The sequence below is a fragment of the Rhizobium sp. RHZ02 genome (assembly GCF_014851575.1).
In the GTDB taxonomy this organism is placed as follows: Bacteria; Pseudomonadota; Alphaproteobacteria; order Rhizobiales; family Rhizobiaceae; genus Rhizobium; species Rhizobium altiplani.
The window spans coordinates 215459-230818 of the sequence record NZ_JACUZX010000007.1; the positions used below are offsets into that span (position 1 = coordinate 215459).

Sequence of the window (15360 nt, forward strand, 5' to 3'; positions counted from 1 at the left end):
GCGTGCTGTTTTTCATATTTGACCGCTTCGGTAGTCGGCGCCAAGCCTCGGAACGACCCGCCGCCCGATCTCGCTGGCGAGCAGTCATAGAGTATCGATTGTGCCGTGTTTCGCGCTCACAAAATACAGGTCATCGCTTGACGGTCGCGACGATGGATACCGGACGTGAATGGACCGTAAAGGAGGAACAGGTCCACTCAGTCTCAAAATTCAAGCTTTCCGTCCTTCTTCCAGACGCGCAGGCCGAACAGTGCCACCACAAGTGTGCCCGCGATGACGAGTGTTACCAAGGCGTTGATCTCTTGCGTAAAGCCGACGCGTAGCATCGACCAAAGACGGATGGGAAGCGTCATGCGATCCCCAGACAGGAACAGTGTAATCAGGGTTTCGTCGATGGAGATCGCCGCTGCGAATAGCACGCCCGACAGGATGGCAGGCTGAAGGTGTGGGAAGATAATATGGCGGAAGGTCTGCCAGCCATTGGCGCCGAGATCCATTGACGCCTCGCGCAACGAAGGTGACAGATTGGTGAGCCGCACACTTGTCAGGCGATAGGCTATTGCCAGGACGAATATCGTGTGCCCGAGAGTGACTGTCGCCAGGCTGAGCGGCACCTTCAAAGCGGTGAAATAGATGAGAAGCGCCAGCCCGGTGATCATCGACGGCATGATGAAGGGCAGATAGATCAGCGTCTCGATGGCCCGGCGACCGAAAGCGAACCTGCTGTCGAGATAGAGCGCCATCACGACCGCGATCACGCTCGACAGGACCGAAGCCGAAACCGCGACGATGACACTGGCAAACAGCGATTGCATGAGGTCAACGTTGCCGAAGAGCTCAAGATAGGCACCGCCGCCGGCTTCCGCCCAATGCAGCGAGCCAGCTTTGCGCGGCACCACCGAAAGCAACGCGTTGACGAGGATCGGCGCATAGAGAACCAACACCGTCAATGCAAACAGGACCGCGCAAAGCCCGTAGACAAATTTCTCTCCTCCGCTGGACCTCATTGCTATGCCTCACCCTTCTTGGAAACTAGCCCTGCCGACAGGATGGCCGCACCGCTGACGATCACCAGGACGACCGCGAGTGCAGCACCCAGCGGCCAGTTATAGGCGGCACCGAACTGAGAGAAGATCACGCGTCCGAAGGTAAAGCCGTTCGGACCACCGACCATCTGCGGTGTCACGTAATCGCCGAGCGACAGGACGAAAGCGAAGATTGCTCCGGATATGACGCCAGGAACGGAGAGCGGCCAAACCACGTGGCGGAAGGTAGTCGCCTGCGTGCCGCCGAGATCGGCCGATGCCTGTACAAGAGATTCGGGAATGCGTTCCAAGGCCAGATATATCGGCAGGAACACGAACGGCAGGTACATCGCGACCATCGTCAGGAGGATAGCGTTTTCATTAAACATAAACGCCGTCGTCGGCTTGGCGAGAAAACCGGCGTCGAGCAACAGCTCATTCATTAACCCGGTTACCGCTAGAAGCGAGCGCATCGTGAACAGCTTGACAATATAGCTCATGAACAGCGGCAAGATGATCACCAGCAACAATGGAAAGCGTTTGGCCTCCGGTTGCTGCCAGACGTACCAGGCCAGCGGATAGGCCAGCAATAGGCAGATTAGGGCGACACGGCCGCAAAGCCAGATCGTGTGCCAAAGGACCCCGACATAGGCCTTGTTGTTGGCGAACTCGGCGTAGTTGCCGGCCGAAAAACCTCGCACGATTTCGCTGCCGTTCATCGAATAGAACGAATTCAAGACAAAGCCACTGAGCGGCAGCAGCACCAACAGAACCGGTCCTGCCGCGGCGATCAGAAACAGGAAAAGGCGTGCTCCCAACCTCATCTCGCACCTTCCGAAGCCGCGACAAGTTTAAGATGTCCGGGAGCGGATGCGGCTTCGTCACCGTCGACCGGAACAATTGCCAGATCCTTCGCAGAAAAGCGAAGTCGAACCGAAGTCCCCGGCACGCTCGACACCGGCAAATCGCCGCTCGTGACCTTGACCAGAAATTCGATCTCGGGATGATCGTCGCAGGTTGCAACGACGCGTGTCAGCGGGCCTGCGAAGATGGTTCTCTGAATCCGCGCGGAAATACAGATTCTCTCGCCTTCGCGCTGAATACCAGCATCCCTTCTGCCTGCCGCGCTAAGCTGGATGGCCTCTGGGCGCAGGGAGGCGATTACCTTTCCCTTGCGCGGTCCCCTTGCGGCGACGTCGGCAAGCAGTCCAAGCGGCGTCTGAAGGCCACCATCGGGAGTCAAGGTCCCGGCGATTAGATTGGTATCGCCGAAGAAGCTCGCGACAAACGGCGTTTTCGGCGCGTAGTAGACTTCGCGATGGTCGCCGACCTGTTCTATCCGGCCTGCGCTCATCACCGCAATGCGATCGGACATCGTGATCGCCTCCTCCTGATCGTGTGTGACGAGAATGAAGGTGGTGTCAACACGACGCTGCAGATCCTTGAGGAAGGTTTGCATCTGATAGCGCATTTCGGCATCGAGGGCGGAAAGAGGTTCGTCGAGCAGCAGCACCTTAGGTTCACAAACGAGTGCACGGGCAAGCGCGACACGCTGTTTCTGCCCGCCAGAGAGCTGCGACGGCATACGGTCGATCATTTTCTGCAAGCCTACGATCGACAGCGCCTCGTTGACCTTGCGGGTGATCGCCTCGCGCGGCTGGCGGCGGATCATCGGCCCGTAACCGATGTTCTCGGCTACCGTCATGTGCGGAAAAAGCGCGTAGTCCTGGAAGACCGTGTTGAAGGGGCGTTTGTGGGTCGGCACATTGGTGATGTCGCGTCCCTGAAAAAGAATCTCCCCGGAGGTATTGTTGGTAAAGCCTGCGATCATCCGTAAGAGGGTCGTCTTGCCGGACCCCGAAGATCCGACGATCGTCAGGAATTCACCCGATCGGACATGAAGCTCGGTCGGCTGCAGGACCTGCAAATGTCCATATCTTTTGCTCACTCCGCGCAGGACAAGATCCTGCTCTCCTTCAAGAGACGACATCGCGCCGCTTTCCCTTCTTGCGTCTAACGACCACGTGCACCGCCGAGCGGTATTGCGAAAGAGGATCGGGGGCGATGCATGAGCATCACCCCCCGTCGATTTTCTAAGCCGCCTTGATCTCGTTCCACAAGGCTGTTCGCGCCTCCTGGTTTTCCGCCTGCTGCGCGAAGAACAGTTTGTCGGCGTAGGTCAGGCCATTGTCCTCATTGGCTTTCTGGTTGGTCGTGTTGCCGTATTTCAACTTGGTGGAAAGTACCGTGCCAACCTCGTCGGCCATGCAGTTGTTGATCCAGGCGTGCGCGAGATCGACGTCCTTGACCCCATTGCAAACGACCCAGCAGTCGAGCCAGCCGGTTGCCCCTTCCTTCGGGATGGTGAGCATGGCGTCCACACCGAGCTTCTTGAGGTTGACGAGCTGCAGCTCTCCGATCGACAGCATCGCCTTGATCTTATTCTCGGCAAAAATTTTCACGCCGTCGTCGAAGCCGGTGTAGTAGGTCATTAGGAGCTTTTTCTGCTCGATGAGTTTCGCCTTGCAGGCCTGCAACTGATCGGGCTCGAGCTTGTAAGGATTCGGAAAGCCGAGCAGCAACGCAGCGAGTGTGATTGTACCCGGATCGTCGAAGTTAATGAGCTGCCCAGCATTGCCCTCATCCCACATCACGTGCCAGCTGTCGGGAGCCTGGTCGAACTGCGCTGTGTCGTAGATTAGCGGCTGCGAGCCCCAGGCAAAGGGAATGCCCCACAATTGACTGTCGATGTTCAAGTCAGTGACGTTCTTGTAGACCGGGCTCAGGCGGTCCATGCGCGCAACCTTGGTGGGGTCGATCGGCTTGACGAGACCGAGTTTCTGATAGCGCGGCACCAGCGACGTGTTGATGGAGAAAGCGTCGAAACCCGCTCCCTGCGATCCGCGCATCTTGGCAAAGAACTCTTCGTCGGAGGTCAAGTAGGTGATGTTGACCTTGACATCGTTTGCTTCTTCAAAGGGCTTGACCCATTCGGGCTCGGCATAGCCTTGCCAGACCGCGATCCGAAGCTCCCGCTGGGCAGCTCTGGCTACAAACGGGCTCGCGAGCAGCGCAAAACCCGCCGTGGAACCGAGAAATTGTCGTCTATTCATCATGCTACCCTCCCAAGTATCTGCGTGACTTCAGTTGGACTTCGTTCATCTCGATGCCGGTACTTTAGAGGCATCGCATTCGCAGCAAAGCACCGCTTCCATCAATCCTGATGGTGCCACTTTGCCGACCCTCAGATTGCCACTCATGGCGCGACCGCAATGGTGCGACGTTCCGCAGCGCTCCGAATTGCGGCTTCGACGAGACGCAAGCCCCGCAGCCCATCCTCGAAGCTTGGAAATTCCGCAGGCTTTCCCCGCATGCCGCGCCATGCTTGCGAAATGACGTTTCTGAACGCCTCCCCGTGTCCCTCGGCGTGGCCCGCCGGCAGGAACGTCATGTAGGATTTGTCAGGCGAAAGGTCGTTAGGCGTACGGAAGCGTTTCAAAAGGCCCTCGCCTCGCCGCTCCAGATACCACTCCGGTTCCTGTTGCGTCCAATCCAAACCGAGATTGGTGCCGTCCACCGAGATCGCCAGCCGGTTGGGGTAGCCGGCCGACACCGTGCTGATTGTGGCACTGCCGGAGGCGCCGTTATCGAAGCGCACCATGATCTCGGCGTGATCCTCCACTTGCACGTCCACTTCAACACCGTTCTCGAGCTCCCGTCCGGGTGGGCGCGGTCCCTGCCCCGGGTGGCCGGACCAGACGCGTTTCGGGTGATGGGTGCTGAACTGTGCGGTCACCTCACAGATAAAGCGGCCGGTCACATGCTCGACTAGATCCAGCCAATGGACGCCGATATCCATCATCGCGAATGAGCGCCCGACCTGCTTCGAAACGAAATGCCAGGTGAACCGATCGGGGGACAAGCCTTCGTCGTTCATGTAGCATCCGCCGACGCGAAGCAGCCGCCCGACCTCCCCAGAGGCAATGCGCTCGCGCATCAATTGCACGAGCGGATATCCACGATTGTGATACATGATGGCACCGACGCGGCCCGCACGTGCGGCAGCTTCGATCATCAGCGAGGCGTCGTCGATAGAAGCAGCGATGGGCTTTTCGCATAGAACGTGCGCCCCCGCTTCGAAAGCAGCGATCGCCTGAATCTTGTGGAGGTGGTTCGGCGTGCAGATGTGAACGACGTCAGGCTTTACCTCGGCTAGCATTTGTTCGATGTCGCCGTAAGGCCGGCCATGGCCGAAGGACTTGGCCGAGTCCAGTGAACTGCCGCAGACGCCGGCGATTTCTCCACCAAGATGCAGGATCGCACGTGCGTGGACCTTGGCAATGCCGCCCGTCCCGACAATGGCTACTTTCATTTTGTACCCCCCGGCTTTGCCGACCCGGCTCGGCGCTGGGCGGGACCTGAATAGTTGACGTAGAAAATTTAACGTCGATAATGACCCCAGCAAAAGGGACAAATTCGCGATTTTTGATGGTGCCACTTCATGCGAAAGCGAATGCAGTTTTCCCTAGATCTGCTGACGCTTGACGCCGACGCCGAGACGGCGCTCCACCGCCAGCTTTACAACGAACTAACCCGTCTGATCCTGAGCGGGAAGCTCAAGGCTAACACGCGGCTGCCCTCCAGCCGCACGCTTGCCGACGAGCTACACATCAGCCGCAATACTGTGATCGCCGCCTATGACGCCTTGCTGGCGGAGGGTTATGTCGAATGCAGGTCAGGCTCGGGAACGTGGATCAGCGATCTGCCGGAACCGACCAAGAAACCGGACTCCCAGCAGGACGAACTGCATCTTCCGCAACTGTCGCGGCGCGGCAACGTCATTGTCCGCCAGCCGAAGGATCAGACCGTTCCCGGGCAAATCGCTTTTCATCCGGGCTTTCCCGATATTCGGGAGTTTCCGTTTTCCACTTGGGCCCGCCTGTTGAAGAGGCATGCCCGTTACCCCCACGAGGAGATCTTTGGCTATCATTCGCTCTCGGGTCACCCGAGACTACAAACGGCAATTGCCAACTATCTTGGGGTTTCGCGCGGCGTCGAGTGCACGCCGTCGCAAGTTATCATCGTTACCGGGGCGCAGTCGGCCTTCGACCTCTGCGCGCGCCTTCTCCTCGATGAAGGTGACGCCTTCTGCTACGAGGAGCCCGGATATTCCGGCGCCTTCAGCGCGATGCTGGCGGCCGGCGGTGTTCCGATCCCGCTCTACGTCAACCGCGATGGATGGTCCGTTCGCACCGCCTTCGAGCTGAATCCGAGGCTCTTCTTTGTCACGCCATCCTGTCAATGGCCGATGGGGCTCGCGATGCGTCTTGAAAATCGCCTCGAGTTGTTGAACGCGGCAGAAAACCTGAACGCGTGGATTATTGAAGACGACTATGACGGCGAGTATCGCTATCGCGGCAAACCGATCCCTGCCATGCAGGGCCTCGACAAAAACGGCACGGTTCTTTACGTCGGCACTTTCGGCAAGACGATGTTCCCTGCTCTCCGCATCGGTTTTGTCGTCGTGCCGGCGCGCCTGAGCCAAGCGTTCGACGCGGCCGTCAGCATTACCGGCAAACACCCGCCTCTTCTGCTGCAGGCGACACTTGCGGATTTTATCGAGGAGGGCTTCTTTGCAAAGCACCTCGCAAAGATGCGACGCATTTATGCCGAGCGTCAGGCCGAATTCGTCCGGGAATGCAACGCCTATCTCGGCGAATGGCTGTCGGTCGAACAGATCGATACCGGCATGCAAGTTGTGGGCCGGTTCAAGATGCCGATGTCGGACGTGGAATTCTGCGGGTTGGCGGCCGCGCACGCGGTCGACGTCAGCCCGCTTTCGCCGCATTACCGTCATTCGCCGCCGGAACAGGGCATCATCATGGGCTATACCGGTGTTGGCTCAACCGAACGGCAAAAAGGATTGGAGCGGCTTAGGGCCGCGTTCCAGGAAAGCCTGCGGTCAAAAGACAGGGGCTGCGTTGCATGAATGTGATTAAGCAACGCAGCCCCGCTGGAATGCAGCCCCGTCAGGTGTATTTCTGAATGTCGACGGCGCCGGACGTGCGAACGGTGGCAGACGCCGGGGCAGCGTTGGTGAGTGCGATACGTGCAGCTTCCGCAATGTCATGGATGATATCGGCGGTCTTTTCCGGTACTCGGAGCGGATCGGTCGGGACCATGACCGTGCGAGCCAGGATATCCAGCGACGAGGCACACATGTCTCGCGAATATTCACGACGGCATTCGCGGTTTTCAATCAGATTGTAGGGGTTGAGGACCGGGTGGAAAGCGCCCTCGTGCTGCAGTACCTGGTCCCATTCGGTGTAGGTGTGGCGGCCGGTCTTACCGGCGATTACGGCCGGGAAGACCTCGACGAACCGGTTTGCTGCCTCGGCGTTAGGCAGAAGATACATGACGTGTGTTGCGCAATCGTGGTCCGGACTGTTCATCGGGCTTAATCTGAGGCCGAGATTGTCGAGGCTCGCAGTACCGGCGATGATGCGTTTCTTCTCCCTGCGCATGCTCGAGATCAACCCGTCGATGCGGTCGAGTTGAACGTTGAGGAGCGCCCCCATGAATTCCGAGGCACGGGCGCCATTACTTGCAAACGGCTTTATGCTGTCGGTTCGGCCCTGCCAATAGTAGTGGCACGGATCGATGGCGCATCGCACCCTTTCGGCGACCTGGGGATCGTTGGTGGCAAGACCACCACCCTCGCCGCAACTCATGTTCTTGAAGTAGTTGAAGCTGAATGCGCCAGCATGGCCGATCGAGCCGAACTTTCGTCCTTTGTAAGAGCCGCCGACGCCCTGGCACGAATCTTCCAGCACGAAGAGGTTGAACTCCTCCGCGATAGCCATGATCTCATCCATGTTACAGGCGGCGCCCCACATATGTACGGGGATGATGGCCTTCGTTCGCGGCCCAATGGCTGCGCGGATGGCCTTAGGGCTGATCGTCACGCTCTCGTCGATGTCGACGATTACCGGGATCGCGCCAACGGCGAGAACCGACGTTGCGGTCGCCATATAGGTGTGGGCGGGAATGATCACCTCATCACCCGGACCAATGTTGAGGCCCATCAGTCCGGCCGACAGCGCATAAGAGCCACTCACCGCCAACGAGAAATGCTTGACCCCGAGAAAGTTGGAATAACGGCTCTCGAACTTCTCGCACTGGCTACCTTCGTGATACCGAAAAAGGACGCCGGATCGGATGACATTTGCCAGTGCATCGATTTCTTCCTGCCCATAGTAGTACATCGCAACTCTCCCATGTAAGCGACTGCTGTTGAAGGAAAGCTACTCAGATTTCGGTATCTTCAGAAGTGCCGTTTCAAACAAGTTTGATGGTACCACTATCACTAGGAATGGGACGGAACGCCGACATGTTCCTCGAACGCTCGTTCCAGCTGGCCGATCCCCAGTTCCGTTTGCGACTTGTTACAGGCGGCGTATCCCAGCACGAGCCCTTGGATGGGTGTCTCATGCTGATAGTATTTCGACAGCGGTGATACATTGATGCCGAGCCTTGTCGCGGCTTCGCCGATCTGGATGTCGCTCAGGCCCTTGCGCAAGTGCCCAACGACCTGAATGCCCGCTTCGGCGTTCAGCAACTGCATGTAGTCGGAAAGCCGCTCCTCGCAGATCCAATAGAAGAATTGCCGGCGGCCAGCATAGATCCGCCGCATGCGTTTCAGGTGTCGGCTCATGTGTCCCTCGACGATGAAGTCAGCGAGCGCTGCCTGCAGGAAGAGCGGCGGAAACTGTCCTGTTGTGCTGAGGGCGGGGTGGATGCGATCGCAGAGGCCCGGTGGTAGGACCATGAAGCCGAGACGAAGCGCCGGAAAGAGTAGTTTTGCGAAGGTGCCGACGTAGATGACGTTGCCGGAGCGATCCATTCCATGCACGGCGGGAACCGGTCGGCCCTGGAACCGATATTCGCCGTCGAAATCGTCCTCAATGATCCAGGCATTGCTTCTTTCCGCGAGCTCCAGCAGCTGCAGCCGCTGCTCCATGCGCATTGACGTTCCAAGGGGATGCTGGCAGGCCGGTGTCACATAAATCAACCGGATGTTTTTCGGAGGCCGGCCCATCTGCCATCCCTCGAGGGTGACCGGCATGGGACGGACATCGGCGCCAGCGACAGTGAAGGCCGCCTTGGCACCGTAGTAGCCTGGCTCTTCCATCCACACCCGATCGCCGGGATCGAGCAGCAGGCGCGCCAGAAGATCGAAGGCCGCTTGTGCGCCTGTGGTTATGACGATCTGCTCCTTGGTACAGATGACACCGCGCGAGGAGGCCAGGTAGCCGACGATCGCCTCCTTCAGTTCAGGCAAGCCTGTTACGTGGTAGGTCCCGAACAAGCTGTCTCCGGCGAAGCTGGCCCGCCGCGCCAGCAGGCGACCCCAGACGCCAAAGGGAAAGTTATGAGCGTCGGGCATGCCCGGATGAAAGGCGAAGCATCCCGGCGATCCATGGTGGAACGGCTGGTGCATCAATGCCATGCCTCGCACCGACAGAGTCCGCTCGCTTGGGATGATCAGCGACGGGGTCTGCAATTTCGGCAACAGAGGGAGATCCACTACGACATAGCGAGCGCCCTGTCGATTGACGAGATAGCCCTCGGTGACGAGCTGGTCATAGGCCGCGATGATAGTGTTGCGGGCCAAAGCCAGATCGGCAGCGAGTTCGCGCGTCGACGGCAAGGCCGTACCGGCGGCAAGCGTCCTGTCCTGGATCATCTTCACCAGCGCGCGGTGCAGCTGCCGATGCAGGGACATCTCGCTGGTTCGATCGACAGCAATCATGTCGAGGGGAAAAGATTGGCGGAGACAGCGTGCGGATGACACAGGCGTTTCCTGACGTGGACCAGACGATGTGCCACGCTACGTCTTCCGACGACCACTGACAACTGGTTCCTAATTTTTCCGCCAAACTGGAACTCGTGCAGGTTACAGATAGGTGTAGTCTAACCGCAGATCGAGGGTGATTTCTGGAGGGGGATCTACACTCGCATTGAGGTAGCGCGGCTGGGAGGGTTCGGCGTGCACCTTCAGATGTATCTCCCCACCATCCTTGCCTGCAGTTGGTCGAATCGCACCGGGTTTCGATATGCGGCGCTCCGGCCAGCGTAGTAGGGCGACCCTCAACCGCGAGGAAGAGGGAGCGTCAAGTGAAGCATCTATTATTGGAAAGACAACTCGTATGACAGTAAGGCTTGGCATCAATCCGATCACGTGGACGAATGACGACGTGCCGGAACTCGGTGGAGACACCCCCCTGGAGGTGTGCCTGTCGGAAACCCGCAAGGCGGGTTTTGCGGGCACGGAGCTCGGCGGCAAGTTCCCGCGCAAGAGCGCTGAGCTTGGCCCGATCCTCGAGCAGCATCAGCTCGACCTCGTCTCCGGCTGGTACGATGGCCGCATCCTCGACCACGACATCGATCAGGAATTCGAGGCGATCCTACCGCATCTGACGCTGCTGCGCGACCTCGGCGCCAAGCATGTGGTCTACGCCGACACCTCGCGTGGCCGCCACGGCGCCATCCACGACCCGATCTCGCAACGTCCGCATCTCGCCGACGACGAGTGGAAAGCTTACGGCGCCAAGATCACCACGCTGTCGGAACGCTTTGCCGATTTCGGCGTGCGGATGGCCTTCCACCATCACATGGGCACGATCGTCGAAACCGACGACGAGATCGGCAAGTTGATGGCCAATACCGGCGAGGCCTTCGGCCTGCTCTACGACACCGGTCACTGCGCCTTTTCCGGTGGCGACCCGAAAGCGTTGCTGCAGCGCCACCTCGCCCGCGTCGTCCACGTGCACTGCAAGGATGTCCGGCCAGAGATCCTGAAGCGCGCCCGCGCCGAAGACTGGAGCTTCATGCACGCCGTGATGGAAGGCATCTTCACGGTGCCGGGAGACGGCGCGCAAGATTATCCGACGCTACTCAAGATCCTGGCCGATGCCGGTTACTCCGGCTGGCTGGTTGTCGAGGCTGAACAGGATCCCGCCAAGGCCCATCCCCTCACCTATGCAACGATGGGCTACCGCAACCTTCGCGCCATGGCGATCGAGGCCGGGCTTACCGTCGCGGATCGAGGTATCCCGGCTTCCAATTGCCAAACAACCTGACGAGGTGGCCATGAGTTCCGTTCGCTACAACGGTGTCGTCAAGAGCTTCGGGGCGTTCAACGTCCTGAAATCCCTCAACCTCAGCGTGCCCGACCACGCCTTCCTTGCACTGCTAGGTCCGTCGGGCTGCGGCAAGACTACGGCGTTACGCATTCTCGCTGGCCTCGAAATGCCGACCGCCGGCCAGGTGCTGATCGGCGAACGCGATGTCACGCGGTTGCAGCCGCGCGATCGTGACATCGCCATGGTGTTCCAGAGCTATGCGCTTTACCCGCAGATGACAATTGAGGAAAACATCGGCTACCCACTGTGGCTCCGCGGCATGCCCGATCACGAGCGCAAGGCCAAGATCGCTGAGGTTGCCGCGATCTTGGAGATCGACCATCTACTGACCCGGCGCGCTCGCCAGCTTTCCGGCGGCCAGCGGCAACGTGTTGCCCTTGCCCGTGCAATTGTCCGCAATCCGACGGCATTCCTAATGGACGAGCCATTGTCCAATCTCGACGCCCGTCTGCGCCTGACCATGCGCGGCGAGATTAAACGGCTCTGCCAGCGCCTCGGCTCAACGACGATATACGTTACCCACGACCAGGCCGAAGCCCTCACGATGGCAGATCTGATCGCCGTCATGCACGGTGGTGATTTGCAGCAGCTGGCGGCGCCAGCCGAAGTCTATGACCGCCCGGCCAACCGCTTCGTCGCCACGTTCGTCGGCAATCCGCCGATGAACGTCCTGCCGGTCAAGGCGGACGGAACAGACATCCGGGTCGGCGGCGCCCGCCTCGCGATCAGGGGTGAGCGCTTTGAGGCCTGCCGCGCAGCCAGTGTTACCGAACTCGGCATTCGGCCGGAAGATCTGCATTTAACTGAGCCAGGTGTCACGGGCTCGATGGCCGGTGAAATCTACGTGGTCGAACCGATGGGCAACGAAACCCTGGTCGATGTGCGTGTCGACGGCGGGCGGCTGACAGTGCGCGCCGATCGCGGCTTCCGGGCGTCGGTGGGAGACCACATTGGCGTCTCCTTCGATGTCGGCAATGCCTGCTTCTTCGATACGGCTGGCAAAACCGCTGTTCATAGAGTGGAAAAAACAGAGAGGAACAGAGCATGACGGACGATAAGAAATCCTACCTGACGACATCCCGCCGTTCCCTACTCAAGGCAACGGTTTTGCTGGCACTCGCCTCCACCAGCATCGGTACCTTGATCATTCCGGCGCCTGCTAAGGCTGCCGGCAAGAAAGTTATTATCGGCGCGTTCGCCGATGGCGGCCTGACCCCCTTCAAGCAGAAAATCATCCCGCTTGCCAAGGAAGCAGGCTTCGACATCGACTTCCTGGAAGACGAATACGGCGTGACCCTCGAGAAGTGGTTCGCCGACGCCCAGAACGGCGCGGGGCAATACGACCTCTATCTGCTTGACGATCCGTGGGTACCGCAATTCGGCGCAGCCAATGTGCTCGAGGATCTGGGCGCCGCCGGCCTTGGCGTCGATGACAAGGACTGGATCGGCCCGCTAATCGATATGGGTTTCTGGCCGCCACGAAGCGGCCCGCGTGTCGCCGCATTCAAGGATGCAACGCCGACCCTGATCTGCGCGCCCTTCATCGGCGATCTGCAGACGCTGACCTATCGCAACGATGTCTATACCAACGGAGCGCCGAAGACCTGGGACGAGGTGATCTCCAAAGGTAAGGAAGGCGTCGCGTCGGGCAAGATCAAGTATCCGGTCGTCTTCCGCGGCGTCGCCGGCAACTCGATCGTCACCAGCTGGTATTCGATCTTCCTGTCGTTCGGCGGCGAGTTCTTCGATGACAAGTGGAACCCGACGTTCAACTCGGAAGCCGGTAAGGCCGCCTCTGACTTCTTCGTCGGCACCATGAAGCAGAACGCTCCGGCGGGCGTGGTCGAATTCGACTCCGATCAGGAAGGGGCGGCCATCCTTGGCGGCGATGCCGGCGCGATCATCCAATATTCCGGCAATGCACTGAAGTCCGACGATCCGGCCCAGTCCAAGGTGGTCGGCAAACTCGACTTCGGGGTTGTTCCGAAGCAGGTGAAGGCCATTTCACAGCTCGGGATCTTCATAGCCGGCGTACCGAAGTCGGCGCCGAACAAGGCGAACGCGATCGAATTCCTCAAGTGGTATACGAGCGCAGATACCCAGGCGAAGGTCGCCGAAGCCGGAATGATCCCGGTCAAGCGCAGCGCGTTTGGCATCGCCAAGCCCGGCAATCGTTTGATCCCGGTCGCGCTCCAGCAGCTTGACGCCGGCGCGCTGCCCCGGCCGCGTATGCCGGAATGGGCAAAGGTTGAGGAGCTGCTCGGCATCGAGCTCAACAAAGCGCTTCAGGCCGGCTCTGGCGGCGGAGCCGCGATGGACGCAGCGGCCAATGAGGTCAAGGAATACCTCGCTCAGGCGGGATATTATCAATGAACCCGAAGGGCGGGATACTATCAATGAACCCGAAGGGCCAGATCCTGACCAAACAACGGCTTCAGGGCGCCGGACTAGATCTTGCCTTGCCCTACCTGATGCTGGCACCCGCGGTCCTGGTCGTGCTCTGCGTCCTGGTCTATCCATTCTGGGACGGCTTGCGCGCCAGCGTGCAAGCCTACCGCTACGGCACGGCGGTTGGCTGGGCCGGGCTGGATAACTATGTGCGCCTCTGGAGCGACGACCAGTTCCTCAACGCTCTGTGGGTGAGTATCAGGTTCGTCTTCCTGGCGGTGGCAATCGAGACCGTGCTCGGCTTTGCGCTGGCATTGTTCTGCCTCCGCGAATTCAAAGGCATCCGACTTCTCAGAACGGTACTCATCATACCGATGGTGATCACACCTGTCGTGGTGGCGATCCTGTTTCGTCTGATCTATGCCAGCGACGCCGGCATGATCACGGCCCTCTCCGTGGCGATTGGCGGCGGTCAGGTCCAGATCCTTGGCGATCCGGTCAACGCCTTCATCGGTCTTGTTGTTCTCGACGTTTGGGAATGGACGCCGCTGATGTTCCTCATCCTGCTCGCAGGTTTGCAATCCTTGCCGCAGGAACCGTTCGAAGCGGCCCGCGTCGACGGTGCGGGCGCTTGGCGCAGCTTCGTCGATCTGACGCTGCCGATGATGCGACCGGTGCTAGCTATCGCCATCGTGCTCAGGACGATCGACGCCTTCGGGACCTTCGACCAAGTCTTCGTGCTGACCCGCGGCGGCCCCGGCGAAGCGACCAAGCTCGTCTCGATCTACGGCTATGATACCGCCTTCAAGTTTCAACAAACCGGATACGCCTCGGCAATGTTCGTCACTGTCGGACTGATCGTGCTCGCCATGGCGCTTACGGCCGTTCGTCTTCTTCAGAAGGAGGCTCAGGAATGAATTCCCGTCTCGCAAGGGCCAGTGTGACGTCGTTCATCGTGTTCATCGTCCTGGTGCCAATCTACTGGCTGGTCTCGACATCGCTTAAGTCCAACAAGGAAATCACGCAGGAAGGCACGCTCTACCCCCATGTACCGACCTTCGACAATTATCTGCGGCTCTTTTCGGAGAAGAACTTCGGCGCCTATTTGACCAACTCGCTGGTAGTGACAACCGTGTCGGTCTCCATCGCTTTGGTTCTCGGCACGCTGGGCGCCTATGCGATGGCCCGCTTTCGTCTGCCTTTCTTGCTGGAACGCAAGATCGGCCTGCTGTTGCTGACGCTGCGCATCGTGCCGCCGGTGGTAATCCTGATCCCGGTCTACCTGCTGATGCTGCGTCTTGGCCTGCTTGACCAGTGGCTCGGCCTGATCATCACCTATACCGCCTTCAACGTGACCTTCTGCGTCTGGATGATGGAAAGCTTCTTCCGAGAAATTCCGGTCGACCTCGAGGAGGCCGCCATGGTCGACGGCGACTCCCGGTTCGGTGCCTTTCGCCGAGTGACCTTGCCGCTGGCGGCTCCTGGCATTGCCGCAACCGCCATCTTCGCCGTGATCGTGACCTTTAACGAGTTCATGTTCGCCCTGGCACTGACCGCCACCCCAAAGGCCATGACCATGCCGCGCGGCACGGCGACTTTGATCGGCCGCATCGACACCGATTGGGCATCCATGGCGGCGGCCGGCGTGATCGGAGCGTTGCCCATCGTCGTCTTCGCCCTGCTCGTACAACGCCACCTAGTGCGTGGCCTGACCATGGGAGCGGTCAAATAGCCGCGGATCG

13 protein-coding genes are annotated in these 15360 nt (G+C 59.6%); 6 read left to right on the forward strand and 7 right to left on the reverse strand.

Annotation, left to right across the window (positions count from 1 at the left end):
• Window positions 1–203: 203 nt before the first annotated feature.
• From IB244_RS14290 to IB244_RS14310, 5 genes are all read right to left on the reverse strand, one after another.
• Complete coding sequence (locus IB244_RS14290) at window positions 204–1007, reverse strand: ABC transporter permease (protein ID WP_169680694.1); 804 nt, start codon at window positions 1005–1007, stop codon at window positions 204–206.
• A 2-nt stretch (window positions 1008–1009) separates the two neighbouring features.
• A complete protein-coding gene (locus IB244_RS14295; RefSeq protein ID WP_169680692.1) occupies window positions 1010–1849 on the reverse strand; it encodes an ABC transporter permease in 840 nt (279 codons plus the stop codon).
• Window positions 1846–3015 carry an ABC transporter ATP-binding protein gene (locus IB244_RS14300; RefSeq protein ID WP_169680690.1) on the reverse strand — a complete coding sequence of 390 codons (1170 nt, stop codon included), beginning with the start codon at window positions 3013–3015 and terminating at the stop codon, window positions 1846–1848. Before IB244_RS14300 ends, IB244_RS14295 begins: the two co-directional genes overlap by 4 nt.
• 103 nt (window positions 3016–3118) lie before the next feature.
• Window positions 3119–4141, reverse strand: a complete 1023-nt coding sequence (locus IB244_RS14305) for an extracellular solute-binding protein (RefSeq protein ID WP_025659226.1) — start codon at window positions 4139–4141, stop codon at window positions 3119–3121.
• A 140-nt stretch (window positions 4142–4281) separates the two neighbouring features.
• The gene (locus tag IB244_RS14310) at window positions 4282–5397 is read right to left on the reverse strand and encodes a Gfo/Idh/MocA family protein (RefSeq protein ID WP_169680688.1); all 1116 of its coding nucleotides are present in this window, start codon (window positions 5395–5397) and stop codon (window positions 4282–4284) included.
• Window positions 5398–5538: 141 nt separating this feature from the next.
• Here IB244_RS14310 and IB244_RS14315 point away from each other — a divergent pair, with 141 nt between their 5' ends.
• Entirely contained in the window at window positions 5539–7014 is a 1476-nt protein-coding gene (locus IB244_RS14315; protein ID WP_246733607.1) for a PLP-dependent aminotransferase family protein, read from the forward strand.
• A gap of 40 nt (window positions 7015–7054) precedes the next feature.
• Here the strand turns inward: IB244_RS14315 and IB244_RS14320 are convergent, their stop codons facing one another.
• The gene (locus IB244_RS14320; RefSeq protein ID WP_169680684.1) at window positions 7055–8290 is read right to left on the reverse strand and encodes a DegT/DnrJ/EryC1/StrS family aminotransferase; all 1236 of its coding nucleotides are present in this window, start codon (window positions 8288–8290) and stop codon (window positions 7055–7057) included.
• Between the two features lie 101 nt (window positions 8291–8391).
• Window positions 8392–9879: a PLP-dependent aminotransferase family protein gene (locus IB244_RS14325; RefSeq protein WP_169680682.1), complete on the reverse strand. Its 1488-nt coding sequence runs from the start codon at window positions 9877–9879 to the stop codon at window positions 8392–8394.
• Between the two features lie 355 nt (window positions 9880–10234).
• On the opposite strand from IB244_RS14325, the gene iolE reads away from it, so the two are divergent.
• Genes iolE through IB244_RS14350 form a run of 5 tightly spaced genes read left to right on the forward strand, consistent with a single transcriptional unit; the run spans window position 10235 to window position 15350 of the window.
• On the forward strand, window positions 10235–11167 hold the full coding sequence (gene iolE, locus IB244_RS14330) for a myo-inosose-2 dehydratase (protein WP_192304655.1): 933 nt from the start codon (window positions 10235–10237) through the stop codon (window positions 11165–11167).
• Window positions 11168–11177: 10 nt separating this feature from the next.
• Window positions 11178–12278 (forward strand): ABC transporter ATP-binding protein, encoded by a 1101-nt coding sequence (locus IB244_RS14335; protein ID WP_025659232.1) that lies wholly within the window; start codon window positions 11178–11180, stop codon window positions 12276–12278.
• Window positions 12275–13603 carry an extracellular solute-binding protein gene (locus tag IB244_RS14340; protein ID WP_025659233.1) on the forward strand — a complete coding sequence of 443 codons (1329 nt, stop codon included), beginning with the start codon at window positions 12275–12277 and terminating at the stop codon, window positions 13601–13603. The genes IB244_RS14335 and IB244_RS14340 overlap by 4 nt, the downstream gene beginning before the upstream one ends.
• A 23-nt stretch (window positions 13604–13626) precedes the next feature.
• Window positions 13627–14535: a carbohydrate ABC transporter permease gene (locus IB244_RS14345; protein WP_169680680.1), complete on the forward strand. Its 909-nt coding sequence runs from the start codon at window positions 13627–13629 to the stop codon at window positions 14533–14535.
• Window positions 14532–15350, forward strand: coding sequence for a carbohydrate ABC transporter permease (locus IB244_RS14350; RefSeq protein WP_025659235.1), 819 nt, complete (start codon window positions 14532–14534; stop codon window positions 15348–15350). The genes IB244_RS14345 and IB244_RS14350 overlap by 4 nt, the downstream gene beginning before the upstream one ends.
• Window positions 15351–15360 lie beyond the last annotated feature (10 nt).

What these genes read in the sequence shown, in the direction of transcription:
- IB244_RS14290 (WP_169680694.1), bottom strand. Translation starts at nt 1,007, where the DNA reads ATGAGGTCCAGCGGAGGAGAGAAATTTGTCTACGGGCTTTGCGCGGTC.
- IB244_RS14295 (WP_169680692.1), bottom strand. Translation starts at nt 1,849, where the DNA reads ATGAGGTTGGGAGCACGCCTTTTCCTGTTTCTGATCGCCGCGGCAGGA.
- IB244_RS14300 (WP_169680690.1), bottom strand. Translation starts at nt 3,015, where the DNA reads ATGTCGTCTCTTGAAGGAGAGCAGGATCTTGTCCTGCGCGGAGTGAGC.
- IB244_RS14305 (WP_025659226.1), bottom strand. Translation starts at nt 4,141, where the DNA reads ATGATGAATAGACGACAATTTCTCGGTTCCACGGCGGGTTTTGCGCTG.
- IB244_RS14310 (WP_169680688.1), bottom strand. Translation starts at nt 5,397, where the DNA reads ATGAAAGTAGCCATTGTCGGGACGGGCGGCATTGCCAAGGTCCACGCA.
- IB244_RS14315 (WP_246733607.1), top strand. Translation starts at nt 5,539, where the DNA reads ATGCAGTTTTCCCTAGATCTGCTGACGCTTGACGCCGACGCCGAGACG.
- IB244_RS14320 (WP_169680684.1), bottom strand. Translation starts at nt 8,290, where the DNA reads ATGTACTACTATGGGCAGGAAGAAATCGATGCACTGGCAAATGTCATC.
- iolE (WP_192304655.1), top strand. Translation starts at nt 10,235, where the DNA reads ATGACAGTAAGGCTTGGCATCAATCCGATCACGTGGACGAATGACGAC.
- IB244_RS14335 (WP_025659232.1), top strand. Translation starts at nt 11,178, where the DNA reads ATGAGTTCCGTTCGCTACAACGGTGTCGTCAAGAGCTTCGGGGCGTTC.
- IB244_RS14340 (WP_025659233.1), top strand. Translation starts at nt 12,275, where the DNA reads ATGACGGACGATAAGAAATCCTACCTGACGACATCCCGCCGTTCCCTA.
- IB244_RS14345 (WP_169680680.1), top strand. Translation starts at nt 13,627, where the DNA reads ATGAACCCGAAGGGCCAGATCCTGACCAAACAACGGCTTCAGGGCGCC.
- IB244_RS14350 (WP_025659235.1), top strand. Translation starts at nt 14,532, where the DNA reads ATGAATTCCCGTCTCGCAAGGGCCAGTGTGACGTCGTTCATCGTGTTC.